This is a genomic window from Pseudomonas sp. MWU12-2029 (assembly GCF_023242425.1).
GTDB lineage: Bacteria > Pseudomonadota > Gammaproteobacteria > Pseudomonadales > Pseudomonadaceae > Aquipseudomonas > Aquipseudomonas kribbensis.
On record NZ_JALJDY010000004.1, the window covers coordinates 139,430 to 155,256 of the forward strand.

At 59.7% G+C, this 15,827-nt stretch carries 16 protein-coding genes and 1 tRNA gene; 6 read left to right on the forward strand and 11 right to left on the reverse strand.

The window, feature by feature from the left end; genetic code table 11:
* Positions 1–296 precede the first annotated feature (296 nt).
* From gcvH to M5B44_RS11155, 6 genes are all read left to right on the forward strand, one after another.
* Positions 297–680 (forward strand): glycine cleavage system protein GcvH, encoded by a 384-nt coding sequence (gene gcvH, locus M5B44_RS11130; RefSeq protein WP_119427862.1) that lies wholly within the window; start codon positions 297–299, stop codon positions 678–680.
* Positions 681–690: 10 nt separating this feature from the next.
* Complete coding sequence (gcvP, locus tag M5B44_RS11135; protein ID WP_248739186.1) at positions 691–3,543, forward strand: aminomethyl-transferring glycine dehydrogenase; 2,853 nt, start codon at positions 691–693, stop codon at positions 3,541–3,543.
* 75 nt (positions 3,544–3,618) lie between these two features.
* Positions 3,619–4,995 carry an L-serine ammonia-lyase gene (locus M5B44_RS11140; protein ID WP_102621278.1) on the forward strand — a complete coding sequence of 459 codons (1,377 nt, stop codon included), beginning with the start codon at positions 3,619–3,621 and terminating at the stop codon, positions 4,993–4,995.
* Between the two features lie 51 nt (positions 4,996–5,046).
* On the forward strand, positions 5,047–6,171 hold the full coding sequence (gene gcvT / locus M5B44_RS11145; protein WP_248739187.1) for a glycine cleavage system aminomethyltransferase GcvT: 1,125 nt from the start codon (positions 5,047–5,049) through the stop codon (positions 6,169–6,171).
* Positions 6,172–6,575: 404 nt separating this feature from the next.
* Entirely contained in the window at positions 6,576–6,788 is a 213-nt protein-coding gene (locus tag M5B44_RS11150; protein ID WP_007951194.1) for a cold-shock protein, read from the forward strand.
* 97 nt (positions 6,789–6,885) lie between these two features.
* Entirely contained in the window at positions 6,886–7,374 is a 489-nt protein-coding gene (locus M5B44_RS11155) for an RDD family protein (protein ID WP_248739188.1), read from the forward strand.
* Positions 7,375–7,432: 58 nt separating this feature from the next.
* On the opposite strand, the gene nadA is transcribed toward M5B44_RS11155, so the two are convergent.
* From nadA to ybgC, 11 genes are all read right to left on the reverse strand, one after another.
* The gene (gene nadA / locus M5B44_RS11160) at positions 7,433–8,491 is read right to left on the reverse strand and encodes a quinolinate synthase NadA (RefSeq protein WP_248739189.1); all 1,059 of its coding nucleotides are present in this window, start codon (positions 8,489–8,491) and stop codon (positions 7,433–7,435) included.
* A gap of 270 nt (positions 8,492–8,761) precedes the next feature.
* Positions 8,762–8,837, reverse strand: a tRNA-Lys gene (locus M5B44_RS11165).
* 63 nt (positions 8,838–8,900) lie between these two features.
* Entirely contained in the window at positions 8,901–9,593 is a 693-nt protein-coding gene (queC, locus tag M5B44_RS11170) for a 7-cyano-7-deazaguanine synthase QueC (protein ID WP_248739190.1), read from the reverse strand.
* Position 9,594: 1 nt separating this feature from the next.
* Positions 9,595–10,242: a 7-carboxy-7-deazaguanine synthase QueE gene (queE, locus tag M5B44_RS11175; protein WP_041068581.1), complete on the reverse strand. Its 648-nt coding sequence runs from the start codon at positions 10,240–10,242 to the stop codon at positions 9,595–9,597.
* Between the two features lie 165 nt (positions 10,243–10,407).
* Positions 10,408–11,247 carry a tol-pal system protein YbgF gene (ybgF, locus tag M5B44_RS11180; RefSeq protein WP_085730266.1) on the reverse strand — a complete coding sequence of 280 codons (840 nt, stop codon included), beginning with the start codon at positions 11,245–11,247 and terminating at the stop codon, positions 10,408–10,410.
* Positions 11,248–11,253: 6 nt separating this feature from the next.
* Positions 11,254–11,751: a peptidoglycan-associated lipoprotein Pal gene (pal, locus tag M5B44_RS11185; RefSeq protein WP_003178634.1), complete on the reverse strand. Its 498-nt coding sequence runs from the start codon at positions 11,749–11,751 to the stop codon at positions 11,254–11,256.
* 52 nt (positions 11,752–11,803) lie between these two features.
* Positions 11,804–13,084, reverse strand: coding sequence for a Tol-Pal system beta propeller repeat protein TolB (gene tolB / locus M5B44_RS11190; RefSeq protein WP_248739404.1), 1,281 nt, complete (start codon positions 13,082–13,084; stop codon positions 11,804–11,806).
* 17 nt (positions 13,085–13,101) lie between these two features.
* Entirely contained in the window at positions 13,102–14,181 is a 1,080-nt protein-coding gene (gene tolA, locus M5B44_RS11195; RefSeq protein ID WP_085709625.1) for a cell envelope integrity protein TolA, read from the reverse strand.
* Positions 14,181–14,633, reverse strand: a complete 453-nt coding sequence (tolR, locus tag M5B44_RS11200) for a protein TolR (RefSeq protein ID WP_162803534.1) — start codon at positions 14,631–14,633, stop codon at positions 14,181–14,183. The genes tolA and tolR overlap by 1 nt, the downstream gene beginning before the upstream one ends.
* A 23-nt stretch (positions 14,634–14,656) precedes the next feature.
* Complete coding sequence (gene tolQ / locus M5B44_RS11205) at positions 14,657–15,352, reverse strand: protein TolQ (protein ID WP_007912733.1); 696 nt, start codon at positions 15,350–15,352, stop codon at positions 14,657–14,659.
* Entirely contained in the window at positions 15,342–15,809 is a 468-nt protein-coding gene (gene ybgC / locus M5B44_RS11210; protein WP_085709624.1) for a tol-pal system-associated acyl-CoA thioesterase, read from the reverse strand. The genes tolQ and ybgC overlap by 11 nt, the downstream gene beginning before the upstream one ends.
* Positions 15,810–15,827 lie beyond the last annotated feature (18 nt).

Consider the following 15,827-nt stretch of genomic DNA (forward strand, 5'->3'; position numbering starts at 1 on the left):
AAAGCGACCTCCATCTGTACTGAAAGCGCTACAGCGGAACGATATCGCTACACCCTCCTCCGATCACCGCCGTGCAAGGCTTTGATCCGCTTCAGCTTTTTTCTTCGCCCCGAGCTGTAGCGATTTCGCTACAAGCCCCACCCTCAAAGCCCATCGACTAAATATCAACTCATTGATTTATAACGATATTTTTACGTTGGCCGCGTTCTTGCTAAGTAACCGTTCATAAAATCAGGGCATTACCGCCCAAGTAATCCACCGCGTCCACCAGACGAGTCTGGCCCTTAGGAGATTCCATGAGCGAGTTGCGTTTTACTGAAGATCACGAATGGCTGCGCGCCGAAGCCGATGGTTCTGTCACTGTTGGCATCACCGCTTTCGCGCAGAACGCTTTGGGCGATGTGGTCTTCGTGCAACTGCCTGAACTGCAGGCTTACGAAAAAGGCGCCGAAGCCGCCACCGTGGAATCGGTCAAAGCCGCCAGCGGCGTGTACATGCCACTGGATGGTGAAGTGCTGGCAGTCAACCCGGCGCTGGAAGATGCCCCTGAGCTGGTCAACGAAGATCCGCTGGGCGAAGGCTGGTTCTTCCGCTTCAAACCAGCCGACGCTTCCGCCGTCGCCAAGCTGCTGGATCAGGACGCCTACGACCGTCTGATCAAAGCCCAAGCCGAAGCCTGAGGAACCTGTCATGACCCAAGTTAATCTCGGCACCGCCAACGAATTCATCGCCCGTCACATCGGCCCGCGCGCCGGTGACGAGCAAGCCATGCTCAACAGCCTCGGCTTCGACTCGCTCGAAGCCCTGAGCGCCAGCGTCATCCCGGAAAGCATCAAGGGCACCAGCGTGCTCGGTCTCGACGACGGCCTGAGCGAAGCCGATGCCCTGGCAATGATCAAAGGCATCGCCGGCAAGAACCAGCTGTTCAAGACTTACATCGGCCAGGGCTACTACAACTGCCACACGCCGTCGCCGATCCTGCGCAACCTGCTGGAAAACCCGGCCTGGTACACCGCTTACACCCCGTACCAGCCAGAAATTTCCCAGGGCCGTCTCGAAGCGCTGCTGAACTTCCAGACCCTGATCAGCGACCTCACCGGCCTGCCGATCGCCAACGCTTCCCTGCTCGACGAAGCCACCGCCGCTGCCGAAGCCATGACCTTCTGCAAACGCCTGAGCAAGAACAAGGGCAGCCACCAGTTCTTCGCCTCGATCCACAGCCACCCGCAAACCCTCGACGTGCTGCGCACCCGTGCCGAGCCGCTGGGCATTGAAGTGGTGGTCGGCGACGAGCGTGAACTGACCGACGTGACGCCGTTCTTCGGCGCGCTGCTGCAATACCCGGCCAGCAACGGTGATGTGTTCGACTACCGCGAACTGACCGAACGCTTCCACGCCGCCAACGCACTGGTGGCCGTAGCTGCCGACCTGCTGGCCCTGACCCTGCTGACCCCGCCAGGCGAATTCGGCGCTGACGTGGCCATCGGCAGCGCCCAGCGTTTCGGCGTTCCGCTGGGCTTCGGTGGCCCGCACGCGGCTTACTTCTCCACCAAAGATGCGTTCAAGCGCGACATGCCGGGCCGTCTGGTCGGTGTTTCGGTTGACCGCTTCGGCAAACCGGCCCTGCGTCTGGCGATGCAGACCCGCGAGCAACACATCCGCCGCGAGAAGGCCACATCGAACATCTGCACCGCGCAAGTGCTGCTGGCCAACATCGCCAGCATGTACGCCGTGTACCACGGCCCGAAAGGCCTGACCCGGATCGCCAACCGCGTGCATCACCTGACCGCGATCCTGGCCAATGGCCTGAGCGCACTGGGCGTGACCGTCGAGCAAACCAGCTTCTTCGACACCCTGACCCTGGCCACCGGCGCGCAAACTGCCGCGCTGCACGACAAGGCTCGTGCCCAACAGATCAACCTGCGGGTGATCGATGCCCAGCGTCTGGGCCTGTCGGTCGACGAAACCACCACCCAGGCCGATATCGAAACCCTGTGGGGCCTGTTCGCCGACGGCAAGACTCTGCCGGATTTCGCAGCTCTCGCCGCGGCCGCGCAAAGCACGATTCCGACTTCGCTGGTTCGTCAGTCGCCGATCCTCAGCCACCCGGTGTTCAACCGCTATCACTCGGAAACCGAGCTGATGCGCTACCTGCGCAAACTGGCGGACAAGGACCTGGCACTGGATCGCACCATGATCCCGCTAGGCTCGTGCACCATGAAACTCAACGCCGCCAGCGAAATGATCCCGGTGACCTGGGCCGAATTCGGCGCCCTGCACCCGTTCGCCCCGGCCGAGCAAAGCGCCGGCTACCAGCAACTGACCGACGAACTGGAAGCAATGCTCTGCGCCGCCACCGGTTACGACGCAATCTCGCTGCAACCGAACGCCGGTTCCCAGGGTGAATACGCAGGTCTCTTGGCGATCCGTGCCTACCACCAGAGCCGTGGCGAAGACCGTCGCGACATCTGCCTGATCCCGTCGTCCGCCCACGGCACCAACCCGGCCACCGCCAACATGGCCGGCATGCGCGTGGTCGTGACCGCCTGCGACGCCCGTGGCAACGTGGACATCGAAGACCTGCGCGCCAAGGCCATCGAGCACCGCGAACACCTCGCCGCGCTGATGATCACCTACCCGTCGACCCACGGCGTGTTCGAAGAAGGCATCCGCGAAATCTGCGGCATCATTCACGACAACGGCGGCCAGGTGTACATCGACGGCGCCAACATGAACGCGATGGTCGGCCTCTGCGCACCGGGCAAGTTCGGCGGCGACGTTTCGCACCTGAACCTGCACAAGACCTTCTGCATCCCTCACGGCGGTGGCGGCCCGGGCGTCGGCCCGATCGGTGTGAAATCGCACCTGACTCCGTTCCTGCCGGGCCACGGCCACATGGAACGCAAGGAAGGCGCGGTCTGCGCAGCGCCGTTCGGCAGCGCGAGCATTCTGCCGATCACCTGGATGTACATTCGCATGATGGGTGGCGCGGGTCTCAAGCGCGCTTCGCAACTGGCGATCCTCAATGCCAACTACATTTCCCGTCGCCTGGAAGAGCACTATCCAGTGCTGTACACCGGCAGCAACGGTCTGGTGGCGCACGAGTGCATCCTGGATCTGCGCCCGCTGAAAGACAGCAGCGGCATCAGCGTCGATGACGTTGCCAAACGCCTGATCGACTTCGGTTTCCACGCCCCGACCATGTCGTTCCCGGTGGCCGGTACGCTGATGATCGAGCCGACCGAAAGCGAATCCAAGGAAGAACTGGACCGCTTCTGCGACGCCATGATCCGCATCCGCGAAGAAATCCGCGCAGTGGAAAACGGCACCCTGGACAAGGACGACAACCCGCTGAAGAACGCTCCGCACACCGCTGCAGAGCTGGTTGGCGAGTGGACTCACCCGTACAGCCGCGAACAAGCGGTGTACCCGGTGGCGTCGTTGATCGAAGGCAAGTACTGGCCGCCGGTCGGTCGCGTCGACAACGTGTTCGGCGACCGCAACCTGGTCTGCGCCTGCCCGTCGATCGAAAGCTACGCTTGACCTGTGAGGGGGCGGGTTCGCCCGCCCCTTTCATGCGTGCCTGATGTGCCTATAACAAGAAACCGGAGAACAACCATGTCGTTAAGCGTGTTCGACCTGTTCAAGATTGGCATCGGCCCCTCCAGCTCCCACACCGTCGGCCCGATGCGCGCAGCCGCGCGCTTCGTCGAAGGCCTGCGCCGGGAAAACCTGTTGTCGGCCACCACCAGCGTCAGGGTCGAGCTGTATGGATCCCTCGGCGCCACCGGCAAGGGTCACGGCAGCGACAAGGCTGTGCTGCTGGGCCTGGAAGGTGAACACCCGGATACCGTGGATACCGAAACCGTCGCCGCACGTCTCTCGCAGATTCGTGGCAGCGGGCGTTTGAACCTGCTCGGTGAACACAGCATTGCGTTCAATGAGAAAGAACATCTGGCAATGATCCGCAAGCCGTTGGCCTATCACCCCAACGGCATGATCTTCCGTGCCTTCGATGCGGCGGGATTGCAGATCCGCAGCCGCGAGTACTACTCGGTCGGCGGCGGTTTTGTGGTCGACGAAGATGCGGCCGGAGCCGACCGTATCGTCGAAGACGCCACACCGCTGACCTTCCCGTTCAAAAGTGCCAAGGACTTGCTCGGTCACTGCGCCACCTACGGGCTGTCGATCAGTCAGGTGATGCTGACCAACGAAAGCGCCTGGCGCCCGGAAGCGGAAACCCGCGCCGGCCTGCTGAAAATCTGGCAAGTGATGCAGGACTGCGTGGCTGCCGGCTGTCGCAACGAAGGCATTCTGCCGGGTGGCCTGAAGGTCAAACGGCGGGCGGCGGCGTTGCACCGGCAACTGTGCAAGAACCCGGAATCGTCGCTGCGCGATCCGTTGTCGGTGCTGGACTGGGTCAATCTATACGCCCTCGCCGTCAACGAAGAAAACGCCAACGGCGGGCGTGTAGTGACAGCACCGACCAACGGTGCGGCGGGGATCATCCCTGCGGTGTTGCATTACTACATGCGCTTCATTCCCGGCGCCAACGATGACGGCGTGGTGCGCTTCCTGCTGACCGCGGCGGCCATCGGCATTCTCTACAAGGAAAACGCCTCGATCTCCGGCGCCGAAGTCGGATGTCAGGGCGAGGTCGGCGTGGCCTGTTCGATGGCGGCCGGTGCGTTGTGCGAAGTCCTTGGCGGCAGCGTGCAACAAGTGGAAAACGCCGCCGAAATCGGCATGGAACACAACCTCGGCCTGACCTGCGACCCGATTGGCGGGCTGGTGCAGGTGCCGTGTATCGAGCGCAACGCCATGGGCTCGGTCAAGGCGATCAACGCCGTGCGCATGGCCATGCGCGGCGACGGGCAGCACTTTGTCTCCCTCGACAAGGTCATCCGCACCATGCGCCAGACCGGCGCCGACATGAAAAGCAAATACAAGGAGACCGCCCGTGGCGGTCTGGCGGTCAACATTATCGAGTGTTAATTAGCCCCCTCTCCCGTCGGGAGAGGGTTGGTGTGAATCAAGGAGTCACGCATGTCCACCGAACAACTGTCGAAAACCCCGCTGCACGCTCTGCACATCGAACTCGGCGCCCGCATGGTGCCGTTCGCCGGCTACGACATGCCGGTGCAATACCCGCTGGGCGTGATGAAAGAACACCAGCACACCCGTGAGCAGGCCGGGCTGTTCGATGTCTCGCACATGGGCCAGATCCGCTTGACCGGCGCCAATGCCGCCAAAGCCCTGGAAACCCTGGTGCCGGTGGACATCATCGACCTGCCGGTGGGCATGCAGCGTTACGCGATGTTCACCAACGAAACCGGCGGCATCCTCGATGACCTGATGGTCGCCAACCTGGGCAACGACGAACTGTTCCTGGTGGTCAACGCCGCGTGCAAGGATCAGGACCTGGCGCATCTGCAAAAACACATCGGCGATCAGTGCACCATTACCGAGCTGTTCGAAGCCCGCGCCCTCCTTGCCCTGCAAGGCCCGGCCGCCGTAACCGTACTGGCACGTCTGGCGCCGGAAGTGGCGAAGATGACTTTCATGCAGTTCGCCCGCGTGACGCTGCTGGGCGTGGATTGCTTCGTCAGCCGCTCGGGCTACACCGGTGAGGACGGTTTCGAAATCTCCGTACCGGCGGCCGATGCGGAAAAACTCGCCCGCGCCCTGCTGGCCGAACCGGAAGTCGCCGCCATCGGCCTTGGTGCCCGGGATTCGCTGCGCCTGGAAGCCGGCCTGTGCCTGTACGGCCACGACATGAACACCGACACTACGCCAATCGAAGCCAGCCTGCTGTGGGCAATCTCCAAGCCACGTCGTGCCGATGGTGCGCGGGCCGGCGGCTTCCCGGGTGCAGAACAGGTTTTCGGCCAGCAGCAGAACGGTGTCGCACGCAAACGCGTCGGCCTGCTGCCGCAGGAGCGCACGCCGGTCCGTGAAGGTGCAGAGATCGTCAACGAAGCCGGCGAAATCATCGGCAGCGTGTGCAGCGGCGGTTTCGGCCCGACCCTGGGCGGGCCATTGGCGATGGGTTACCTCGACAGCGCTTATGTCGCACTGGACACACCAGTCTGGGCCATCGTTCGTGGGAAAAAGGTGCAAATGCTTGTAAGCAAAATGCCATTCGTTCCACAACGCTACTATCGTGGTTGATTGACTGTTTCTATAAGTAACGCGATTGCGTTATGCGTGCACTAATGTGTAACGCAATCGCCATAAAACAGTGCACTTCCCTTACATTCGATTCGAATATGAACTTGGCTTATAACGTTCGAAAACAATTGAACAAGCTAATCGTATAAGCCCGACTAGTGGACTGACTAACAGCCGGCAAGCACAGGAAAACCGGGGCCTTCACGGGGCTTGTTTTTCCTCCTGTAGTTGGCGTAGAGTTTGTCCACTGTGTTTGCATGGGTCAGCTTGGAATCGTGACCTGGGCAGTAGCCTACAAGTTAGCTACATCCCGTTCGACGTCTTCTTACTCTCCTGCAACCAGCCCCAGTACTCTTTCATGAGGAAGAGACTGTCATCAATTTTTGCGTCAAAGGAAATAAGAAATGTCCACACGTCAGAGCGGTACCGTCAAGTGGTTTAACGACGAGAAAGGTTTTGGTTTTATCACTCCAGAAAGCGGTCCGGATCTGTTCGTGCATTTCCGCGCTATTCAGGGCAACGGCTTCAAGAGCCTGAAAGAAGGCCAGAAAGTGACTTTCGTTGCCGTACAAGGCCAGAAAGGCATGCAGGCTGATGAAGTCATCGCTGAAGCCTGATTTTCTGTAACGAAAAAGCCCCTGATATTGATATCAGGGGCTTTTTTGTGCGCGCGAATCCGTAAAATGGCGCTTCACTTTCCGTCCAGAGGCTGCCATGTCGAAACACCTGCTCGTTCCCCAGGGCGACTTTCCTGCCGTCGGTCTCGGCCGTCGTCTGGCAGCGATGTTCTACGATTTTCTTCTGTGCACCGCCCTGCTGATCGTCACGGGCTTCATCTATAAGCTGATCCAGGCCGCAATCATCGGCGAAGAACGTCTGCGCGCAATGACCGACGCCGGCAAACTGGACGGCGACCCGCTGTACTCCACCGTGCTGCTGCTGGTGCTGTTCGGCTTCTTCGCCAAGTTCTGGACCCACGCTGGCCAGACCCTGGGCATGCAGGTCTGGGGCATCCGCGTGCAGAACGCTGATGGCACCGCGATCAGCCTGTGGCAGGCGCTGCTGCGGTTCATGGTGTCGATCGCGTCGTGGCTGTGCCTCGGCGTGGGTTTCTTCTGGTCGCTGTTCGACAAGCGCAAGCGTGCCTGGCATGACATCTACTCGGACACGCAACTGGTGCGGATCCCGAAAAAAGCGAAGTAACCCGGCAGATGCAAAAACGCCCCGATCGAATCGGGGCGTTTTTGTTTGCAGCTCAAGGTCAGGCGTTGCCTGCCAGCTTCATCCGCGCAGCCTGAGTGAAGTCGAGCATGCGCTTGAGCGGGCGGATCGCCTGGGGAATCAGCGCCGGGTCGACGAAGATCTCGTTCGAGCCCTCCTGCAGGCACTTCAGCGTGCGCTCAAGGGTGTTCATGGCCATCCACGGGCAATGTGCGCAACTGCGGCACGCCGCGCCGTTACCGGCCGTTGGCGCCTCGATGAAGACCTTGTCCGGGCACAGCTGCTGCATCTTGTAGAAGATGCCACGGTCAGTGGCCACGATCAGGGTCTTGTTCGGCAGCGATTGCGCGGCAGCGATCAACTGGCTGGTGGAACCGACGGCGTCTGCCAGCTCGATCACCGACGTCGGCGACTCCGGGTGCACCAGAATGGCCGCGTCCGGGTACAGCGCCTTCATATCTTCAAGTTGCTTGGACTTGAACTCTTCGTGAACGATGCAGGCACCGTCCCAGAGCAACATGTCGGCGCCGGTCTGACGCTGAATGTAGGTGCCCAGGTGCTTGTCCGGGCCCCAGATGATGGTCTCGCCGTTATCCATCAGGCTTTCGACGATCTCCAGCGCGCAACTCGATGTCACCACCCAGTCGGCCCGGGCTTTGACCGCGGCCGAGGTGTTGGCGTACACCACCACGGTGCGCTCCGGATGCTGATCGCAGAACGCCGAGAACTCATCCACAGGGCAACCCAGATCCAGCGAGCAAGTCGCTTCCAGAGTCGGCATCAGTACGCGCTTTTCCGGGTTGAGAATCTTCGCGGTTTCACCCATGAATTTCACCCCGGCAACCACCACGGTCCTGGCCGGGTGAGCGTTGCCGAAGCGGGCCATTTCCAGCGAGTCGGAAACGCAACCACCGGTTTCTTCGGCAAGGGCCTGAATGATCGGATCGCAATAAAAGTGGGCAACCAGCACCGCGTCCTGAGCCTTGAGCTCGGCGGCGATGGCGGAACGGTAATAAGCCTCTTCCTCGGCCGTCAGCGGCTTGGGCTGCTTGGCGTCGAGGTGGGCTTGTACCAGAAGGCGTTCGGAAATCTGCGTCATGTTCGCAAGACCTGCAGGCGCATTCGCGCGAAAGTCGAGTATACACCCGGCTCCGGACCGCTTGAGGGTACCGCCGGGAGAGTGAGTTTTATCAGGCACGGACAGCGTTGAAGCTGCGCAAGGCTACAGAATATCCCGATGATGCAAAAGATGATTCTGACCTGTGTCAGCGCAACCGGCGCTAAAAGAAGAAAGGCCGAATCGCAGGCAAAAAAAAACCCGGAAATCCTCACTTTCGTGGGCCTTCCGGATTTTCTAAACCGCCAAATATGGTGGGTCGTGTGGGATTCGAACCTACGACCAATTGGTTAAAAGCCAACTGCTCTACCAACTGAGCTAACGACCCGCTGTGTGGTGGCGCGTATAATACTGATTTTTAAGGACTATTCAACACCTAATTTGAAAAAAATCAAAAATAAGGTGTCGGGTCGCTGATTCCGGCCGCTGCAAAGCCTTCCGCACGCAGTCGGCAGCTGTCGCATTTGCCGCAGGCACGGCCGTTATCGTCCGCCTGATAGCAGGAAACAGTCAGTCCGTAATCAACACCCAGCTTCACGCCAGTCTGAACGATCTGTGCCTTGCTCAGGTTTTGCAGCGGCGCCTGGATGCGGAAACCATTGCCTTCCACACCGGCCTTGGTCGCCAGGTTGGCCATGCGTTCGAACGACTCGATGAACTCGGGACGGCAGTCCGGGTAACCGGAGTAATCCACGGCGTTGACGCCGATAAAGATGTCACGGGCGCCGAGTACTTCAGCCCAGCCCAGTGCGAGCGACAGGAACACTGTGTTGCGCGCCGGTACGTAAGTCACCGGGATGCCTTCACCCAACTCTTCCGGGATATCAATGCTGGTATCCGTCAGAGCCGATCCACCCATGCCGTTCAGGTTCAGGCCGATCACTTTGTGTTCGATCACTCCCAGGTCACGGGCAACGCGAGCAGCGGCATGCAATTCAGCGTGCGAACGCTGACCGTAATCAAAACTCATGGTGTAACAGGCGTAACCTTCTGCCCGGGCCATGGCCACGACCGTTGCCGAGTCCAGACCACCCGACAGCAGGATTACCGCACGTTTTTCGTTGGTGTTCAGTTGTTCAGTCATCTCAGCGCCCCGGCTCATCATTCCATAGATATTTATGCAGCTGCAGTTGCAGGCGCACTGGCAGGTTATCCGCCACCACCCAGTCCGCCAGATCCCTCGCGTTCAGGTCATGGTGACTTGGAGAAAACAGGACTTCGCCGGCACGCCGGTCAAGCCCGTACTGGATCAGTTTGGATACCGCCCAGTCATAGTCGTCCCGCGAGCAGATGACAAACTTCACCTGATCGTTGGGCGTCAGCAGTTCGATGTTCTCGTAACGGTTGCGATGGGCTTCTTTCGAATCGGGCGTCTTCAGATCGACGACCCGACTGACCCGCGGATCAACCGCTGAAATATCGAGGGCGCCGCTGGTTTCCAGCGAGACTTCGTAGCCGGCATCGCACAATTGTTTGAGCAAAGGGATGGCATTGGGCTGTGCCAGCGGCTCACCGCCAGTGACACAAACGTAGCGCGGGCGAAACCCGGCCACTTGCTCGAGGATGTCGTCGAGCGTACGAATGGTGCCGCCGCTGAACGCGTAGGCACTGTCGCAGTATTGGCAACGCAACGGGCAACCGGTCAGGCGCACAAAAACAGTGGGCAGCCCGGCAGTCCGCGTTTCCCCCTGCAACGAGTAGAAAACTTCGGTGATTCTCAATGTGTCTTGCATAGTCGCCACGGGCGTAACAGCTAAACAGGCTGTCCGCCTCCGTCAGGCACTTCAGGCAACCCCGCCAACGCGTAGATCACCAGAAGCGTGTTTCATAAAAGGGCGTGAATTCTAACGAAAAAACCCGCGACAAGCGCGGGTTTCTTCCAAACGGGTCAAACAGTATTACATGCGCTGCAGATCGCGTTGGGCCAACTGGGCAGCGGAGGTACCCGGATACTGGGACACCACTTGTTGCAGAATGCCTTTGACCTTGTCGGTGTGACCGAGGCGGCGCTCTACATCAGCCAGCTTGTACAGCGAATCCGGCACTTTGGCATGCTTGGGATACAGCTGCGAAACCTTGGCAAAAGCCTGACCTGCACCTTGCAGATCGCCTTTGGCCAGGTTCACTTCACCCAACCAGTACTGGGCATTGCCCGCGTACTGGCTGTTCGGGTATTTACGCAGGAAAGCGGCGAAAGCCTGGCTGGCCTTGTCGAAATCCTTGGCCTTGATCAGGTCGAAGGCTGCATCGTAATACAGCTTTTCCTTGGCCGGATCAGCCGGTTCGCCACTCGCGGCAGGTGCCTGGGCGGCAGCAGCGGCCCCGGCTCCAGCAGCGGCACCGGCAGCAGCACTTGCATCGCCACCGGCAGAAGAATTCTCGGGAGTCGCGGCAGGTGCAGCACCGGATCCTATGCGCCGATCAAGATCCTGGTATCGCTCCAGGGATTCCTGCTTCATGCGCGCAACCTGATTCTGCAGTTCTTCGATCACACCCTGCTGGCGCGATATCTGATCCTGCATTTGTTGCAGTTGGTTGAACAGCATGCCTTGTGCCGAGGCAGGGGCCGAAGCCGCTCCCCCGGCATAGGCGCCGTTCGTACCGTAACCTGCAGGCGGATAACTGCTCCCGCTATTGTTATAACCGGAGTTGTCATCGACCACAGGAACCGCAGCCCACGCCGCAAGCGGCGCGAGACTGAGAGCCAGAACAGTTACAGCACGACGGCACGTTCGCATATCGAATTACTTACGCAGTTCGACGCGACGGTTTTGAGCCCAGGACTGCTCGTCGTTGCCGGTAGCAACTGGACGCTCTTCGCCGTAGGAAACCAGTTCCAGCTGAGCTGGGGAAACACCTTGCAGTACCAGGTAGCGCTGAACGGCTTTCGCACGACGCTCGCCCAGTGCCATGTTGTACTCACGAGTACCACGTTCGTCGGTGTTGCCTTCCAGAACAACGCGAGCGCCGTTTGCTTTCAGGTCTTTGGCGTGAACGTCCAGAGCGCGCATGGCTTCTGGCTTCAGATCCGAGCTGTCGTATTCGAAGTAGAAGGTGGTGATTGCGCGCAGAGCAGCTTCTTCGCTCAGGGAACCGTCAACGGCACCAGTGTTTGCGCCGTAACCAGCGTTTGGATCAACAGCGCCTTCACCGGCGTTGTCGCCGCCTTTGGACGAGCAACCTACAGCTACAGCCATGGCCAGAGCCAGCGCAGCAAATTTACCAAACTTCAGCATTTCCATCGTGAAACTCCTAATGAACCCCAGTGTGTTAAGTAAAACGTGTAGCGCCCGCTCACTTCAGGTAAGGGGACCAGGACGGTTCTCTGACTTCGCCTTGAGCGGTAGGAAGCGGGAGCCTAACGCGTCCATTAATGGACACGAGCATCAAGACTCCCCGGCCCTGTTGGCGGGTGGCGTAGATTACCATGGTGCCGTTGGGCGCAACAGTAGGCGACTCGTCCAGAGTGCTATCAGTGAGGATTTTTACACTTCCGCGCTGCAAATCCTGAGCCGCCACTTTGAAATTGGTGAAACCGTCCTGACGATGGATCATCACCAGGGTCTTTTCATCAGCCGAAAGCTTCGGGTTGGCGTTGTAGTTACCCACGAACGTCACACGCTCGGCACCACCGCCATTGGCGCTGGTCTTGTAGATCTGCGGCTTGCCGCCACGGTCGGAAGTGAAGTAGATGGTCGAGCCATCCTTGCCCCAGTAAGGTTCGGTGTTGATGCCAGGACCTGCGGTCACTCGGGTGATCTGACGCGAACCGAGGTTCATCACGTAGATGTCCGGGTTACCGTCTTTCGACAGCACGAACGCCAGGCGATTGCCATCCGGCGACCAGGCCGGAGCACCGTTCAGGCCTTCGAAGTTGGTGATCTGCTCACGGCGACCGGTGTCGATGTTCTGCATGAAGATGCGCGGACGCTTCTGCTCGAACGATACATAGGCAATACGCTTGCCGTCCGGTGCAAAACGCGGCGACAGGATCGGCTCGCGCGATTGCAGCAGAGTCACGGCGCGGGCACCGTCATAATCCGAACGCTGCAGGGTGTAACGGGTGTTCTTCTCGGAGAAGCGTTCAGCCGTCACGTACAGCAGGCGAGTCGAGAACGCACCGTCGATACCGGTCAGCTTCTGGAACGACTGGTCAGAGATGAAGTGCGCCATGTCCCGCAGTTGTTCGGTAGTACCGGAAACACTGCCGTCCGCCACTTTCTGTTCAGTGGCAACGTTGAACAACGCCCACTGAACCTGCAGGCGACCACCGGCCGGCGTGATATTGCCGACCATCATGTACTGGGCACCCACCGCCTTCCAGTCACGGAAGATGATTTCGCTCGGCTGGCTTGGCTGGCTGATCATGTTCTGTTTTGGAATCGGCGAGTAATAACCCGAGTTCCGCAGGTCGTTGCCAATGATTTCAGCCATGTCGTCCGGCAGGACGGCACCGCCCTGGAAACCGAACGGTACGACGGCGATCGGGGTCGCCCGATCGCTGCCGCTGGTGACCAGAATGTTCTTTTCATCCGCCATCGCGATCCCTGCCATGCAGCAGATCACGACCAGCATTCCTCGAAGAAGGTTTCTCACAAGGCTAGATCCTCAGGTGTGAATGTCATCTTGAATGAACGATACGGAGCGAAATCGCTCGGCTTCATTCCCTGCATTTCCGTCAAACGTCCAATATTCTTGACCGCCGCCACTGCCGACGCATCGAACGGACCGTCGCCACTGGACTTGGCCACGCTGACCGTAGTCACCGTACCGTCCGGCAACATGCCGATCTGCAGTACAACCGTCATGCCTTTGCGTGCCGAAGGAGGACGTGCCCAACCTTCCGCTGCCCGCGCACGAATCAAGTCATCGAAGCTGCCTGCGGTTTCGTCACCACGTTCATCCGCCAAAGCCTGCTGACGCTCGGTCTTGTCGGACAGCAGGTCGGCCAGAGCCTGGGCCTTCTTGTCCTCGACCGATTTGCGTGCCGCGTCCTGCGCTTTCTTCTTCGCAGCATCGGCAGCAGCTTTCTTCTTGGCTTCGTCGGCGACTTTCTTCTTCGCCTCTTCAGCCTCGGCTTTCTTCTTGGCGTCTTCGGCGGCTTTCTTCTTCGCGTCTTCGACGATTTTCTTCTTGGCTTCTTCAGCGGCCTCTTTCTTGGCCTCTTCTTCAGCAGCCTTCTTGGCTTCTTCTTCAGCTTTCTTCTTGGCTATATCAGCCAATTGTTTCTCTTCTGCCTTCTTGGCTTCGGCGGCTTTCTTCGCGTCTTCGGCTTTCTTGGCTTCGTCAGCCTTCTTCGCCTGTTCCGCTTTCTTCGCCTCATCGGCCTTCTTGGCTTCCTCGGCCTTTTGAGCCGCTTCTTCTTTCTTTTGTTCCGCAGCCTTCACCGCTTCCTGCTCGACCTTTTTCTGCTCCATCTGCTCGACTTCGGTCTGGCGCGCGGCGGATTTCTTCGCCTCACCCGCAATCTTCTGATTGGTCTGGGTGGTTGCCTGACTTTTCGATTTCAGCTGGTAAAGGGTCGCCTGGACAATCGGCTTGGCCGGCGGCAGCTCCGGTGTCATGGCGAAACTGACGAACAGCATGCCGAACACCAGCACGTGCAAGCCAATCGCCCAGACACTGGGCCAGAAGTAGCTTTCCGAGGCGGACGGCTCTCGCTGTTGCTGCATCAGGGGGCCTCGGTGATCAAGCCAACATTACCGACCCCGGCTTTCTGCAAACCGCCCATGGCGCCCATGACGGAGCCATAATCGACGGACTTGTCGCCACGGATGAAGACCTGGGTACGCTTGCCGCCTTCAGTGCCGGCGCGGATGATCTTGGTCACCGCGTCGGTCATCTGTGGCAGGGTCATGGCCCGGTCCTGTTGCTTCTCGGTGTCGACTTCGCTGCCAAGGTTCCAGTAGTAGGTCTTGTCAGCCTTGATCGAAATGGTCAGCACCTGGGTGTTGTTGTCCTGCGGCAAGGCTTCGCTGGAAACCTTGGGCAGATCCACTTTCACGCCCTGATTGAGCATCGGCGCAGTCACCATGAAGATGACCAGCAGCACCAGCATCACGTCGATGTAAGGCACTACGTTCATCTCGGCGACCGGCTTGCGCTTGTGTCGGGCTCGAGTGATTAAAGCCATCGGTAAATACCTGCTTATTCTTCGCTGGTGTGCACTTTGCGGTGCAGGATCGCCTGGAATTCATCGGCGAAGGTGTAGTAGCGGCTCAGCAAGGTTTCACTGCGGGCAGAGAAACGGTTGTAAGCGATAACGGCCGGGATCGCGGCGAACAGGCCGATCGCGGTGGCGATCAGGGCTTCGGCGATGCCGGGTGCCACAGTGGCCAGGGTGGCCTGTTGTGCACTGGCCAGACCACGGAAGGAGTTCATGATCCCCCACACGGTACCGAACAGACCGATGTACGGGCTGACCGAACCGACGGTGGCGAGGAACGGCAGGCTTTGCTCGAGCTTCTCTTCCTCGCGGGAGATCGCTACGCGCATGGCACGGGCCACGCCTTCCATTACCGCTTCAGGATCAACGCCCGGCTGCTGGCGCAGACGCGAGAATTCCTTGAAACCGGCACGGAAGATCTGCTCGACGCCCGAGTCCGGATCCGGGTTGCTGCCGGCCTGGCGGTACAGTTTGGACAGGTCGATACCCGACCAGAAGCGCTCCTCGAAGCTCTCCAGGGCACGTCGACCGGCGCGCAGCAGATTGCTGCGCTGAAAGATCATGATCCATGAGGTCACCGATGCGGCCACCAGGGTCAACATTACCAACTGCACCACGATGCTGGCATTGCTGACCAGGCTCCACATGGAGGAATGGTCGACGACGTTAGCTTCCACGCTTTATCTCCTGCTTCAAGTGTGTACCCGTGCCGACCGCGTCGGCGAAAGCCGCACGCAAGTCTTCGGGAAGGGCCCGGGGTTTCAAACTGTTAGTGCGCACACAGGCCACCAGAAACTGCCCCTCACAGAGCAGCACATTATCCGTTGCCCGCCTGACCTGCTGTCGAAAGCGCAGGCTGGCACGGTTCAATTCGATTACATCAGCGCTTACCAGCAGTTCGTCGTCCAGTCGCGCCGGCGCGTGATAACGCGCTTCGCTGGAGTGCACGACGAACAACAGGTCCTCCCCTGCCAGCGCCGACTGGGCAAAGCCCAGCTCCCGGAGCCGCTCGGTTCGAGCCCGTTCCATAAACTTGAGGTAATTAACGTAATACACGATGCCGCCCGCATCGGTGTCCTCGTAATAAACGCGACAACGATGTGCGAACGGCTCAAGCCCGTTTTGCGCGCGCATACTCTAGTGCTTACTCCT

Coding starts and splice junctions, on each gene's coding strand:
- gcvH (WP_119427862.1), top strand. CDS start 297: ATGAGCGAGTTGCGTTTTACTGAAGATCACGAATGGCTGCGCGCCGAA.
- gcvP (WP_248739186.1), top strand. CDS start 691: ATGACCCAAGTTAATCTCGGCACCGCCAACGAATTCATCGCCCGTCAC.
- M5B44_RS11140 (WP_102621278.1), top strand. CDS start 3,619: ATGTCGTTAAGCGTGTTCGACCTGTTCAAGATTGGCATCGGCCCCTCC.
- gcvT (WP_248739187.1), top strand. CDS start 5,047: ATGTCCACCGAACAACTGTCGAAAACCCCGCTGCACGCTCTGCACATC.
- M5B44_RS11150 (WP_007951194.1), top strand. CDS start 6,576: ATGTCCACACGTCAGAGCGGTACCGTCAAGTGGTTTAACGACGAGAAA.
- M5B44_RS11155 (WP_248739188.1), top strand. CDS start 6,886: ATGTCGAAACACCTGCTCGTTCCCCAGGGCGACTTTCCTGCCGTCGGT.
- nadA (WP_248739189.1), bottom strand. CDS start 8,491: ATGACGCAGATTTCCGAACGCCTTCTGGTACAAGCCCACCTCGACGCC.
- queC (WP_248739190.1), bottom strand. CDS start 9,593: ATGACTGAACAACTGAACACCAACGAAAAACGTGCGGTAATCCTGCTG.
- queE (WP_041068581.1), bottom strand. CDS start 10,242: ATGCAAGACACATTGAGAATCACCGAAGTTTTCTACTCGTTGCAGGGG.
- ybgF (WP_085730266.1), bottom strand. CDS start 11,247: ATGCGAACGTGCCGTCGTGCTGTAACTGTTCTGGCTCTCAGTCTCGCG.
- pal (WP_003178634.1), bottom strand. CDS start 11,751: ATGGAAATGCTGAAGTTTGGTAAATTTGCTGCGCTGGCTCTGGCCATG.
- tolB (WP_248739404.1), bottom strand. CDS start 13,084: ATGCTGGTCGTGATCTGCTGCATGGCAGGGATCGCGATGGCGGATGAA.
- tolA (WP_085709625.1), bottom strand. CDS start 14,181: ATGCAGCAACAGCGAGAGCCGTCCGCCTCGGAAAGCTACTTCTGGCCC.
- ybgC (WP_085709624.1), bottom strand. CDS start 15,809: ATGCGCGCGCAAAACGGGCTTGAGCCGTTCGCACATCGTTGTCGCGTT.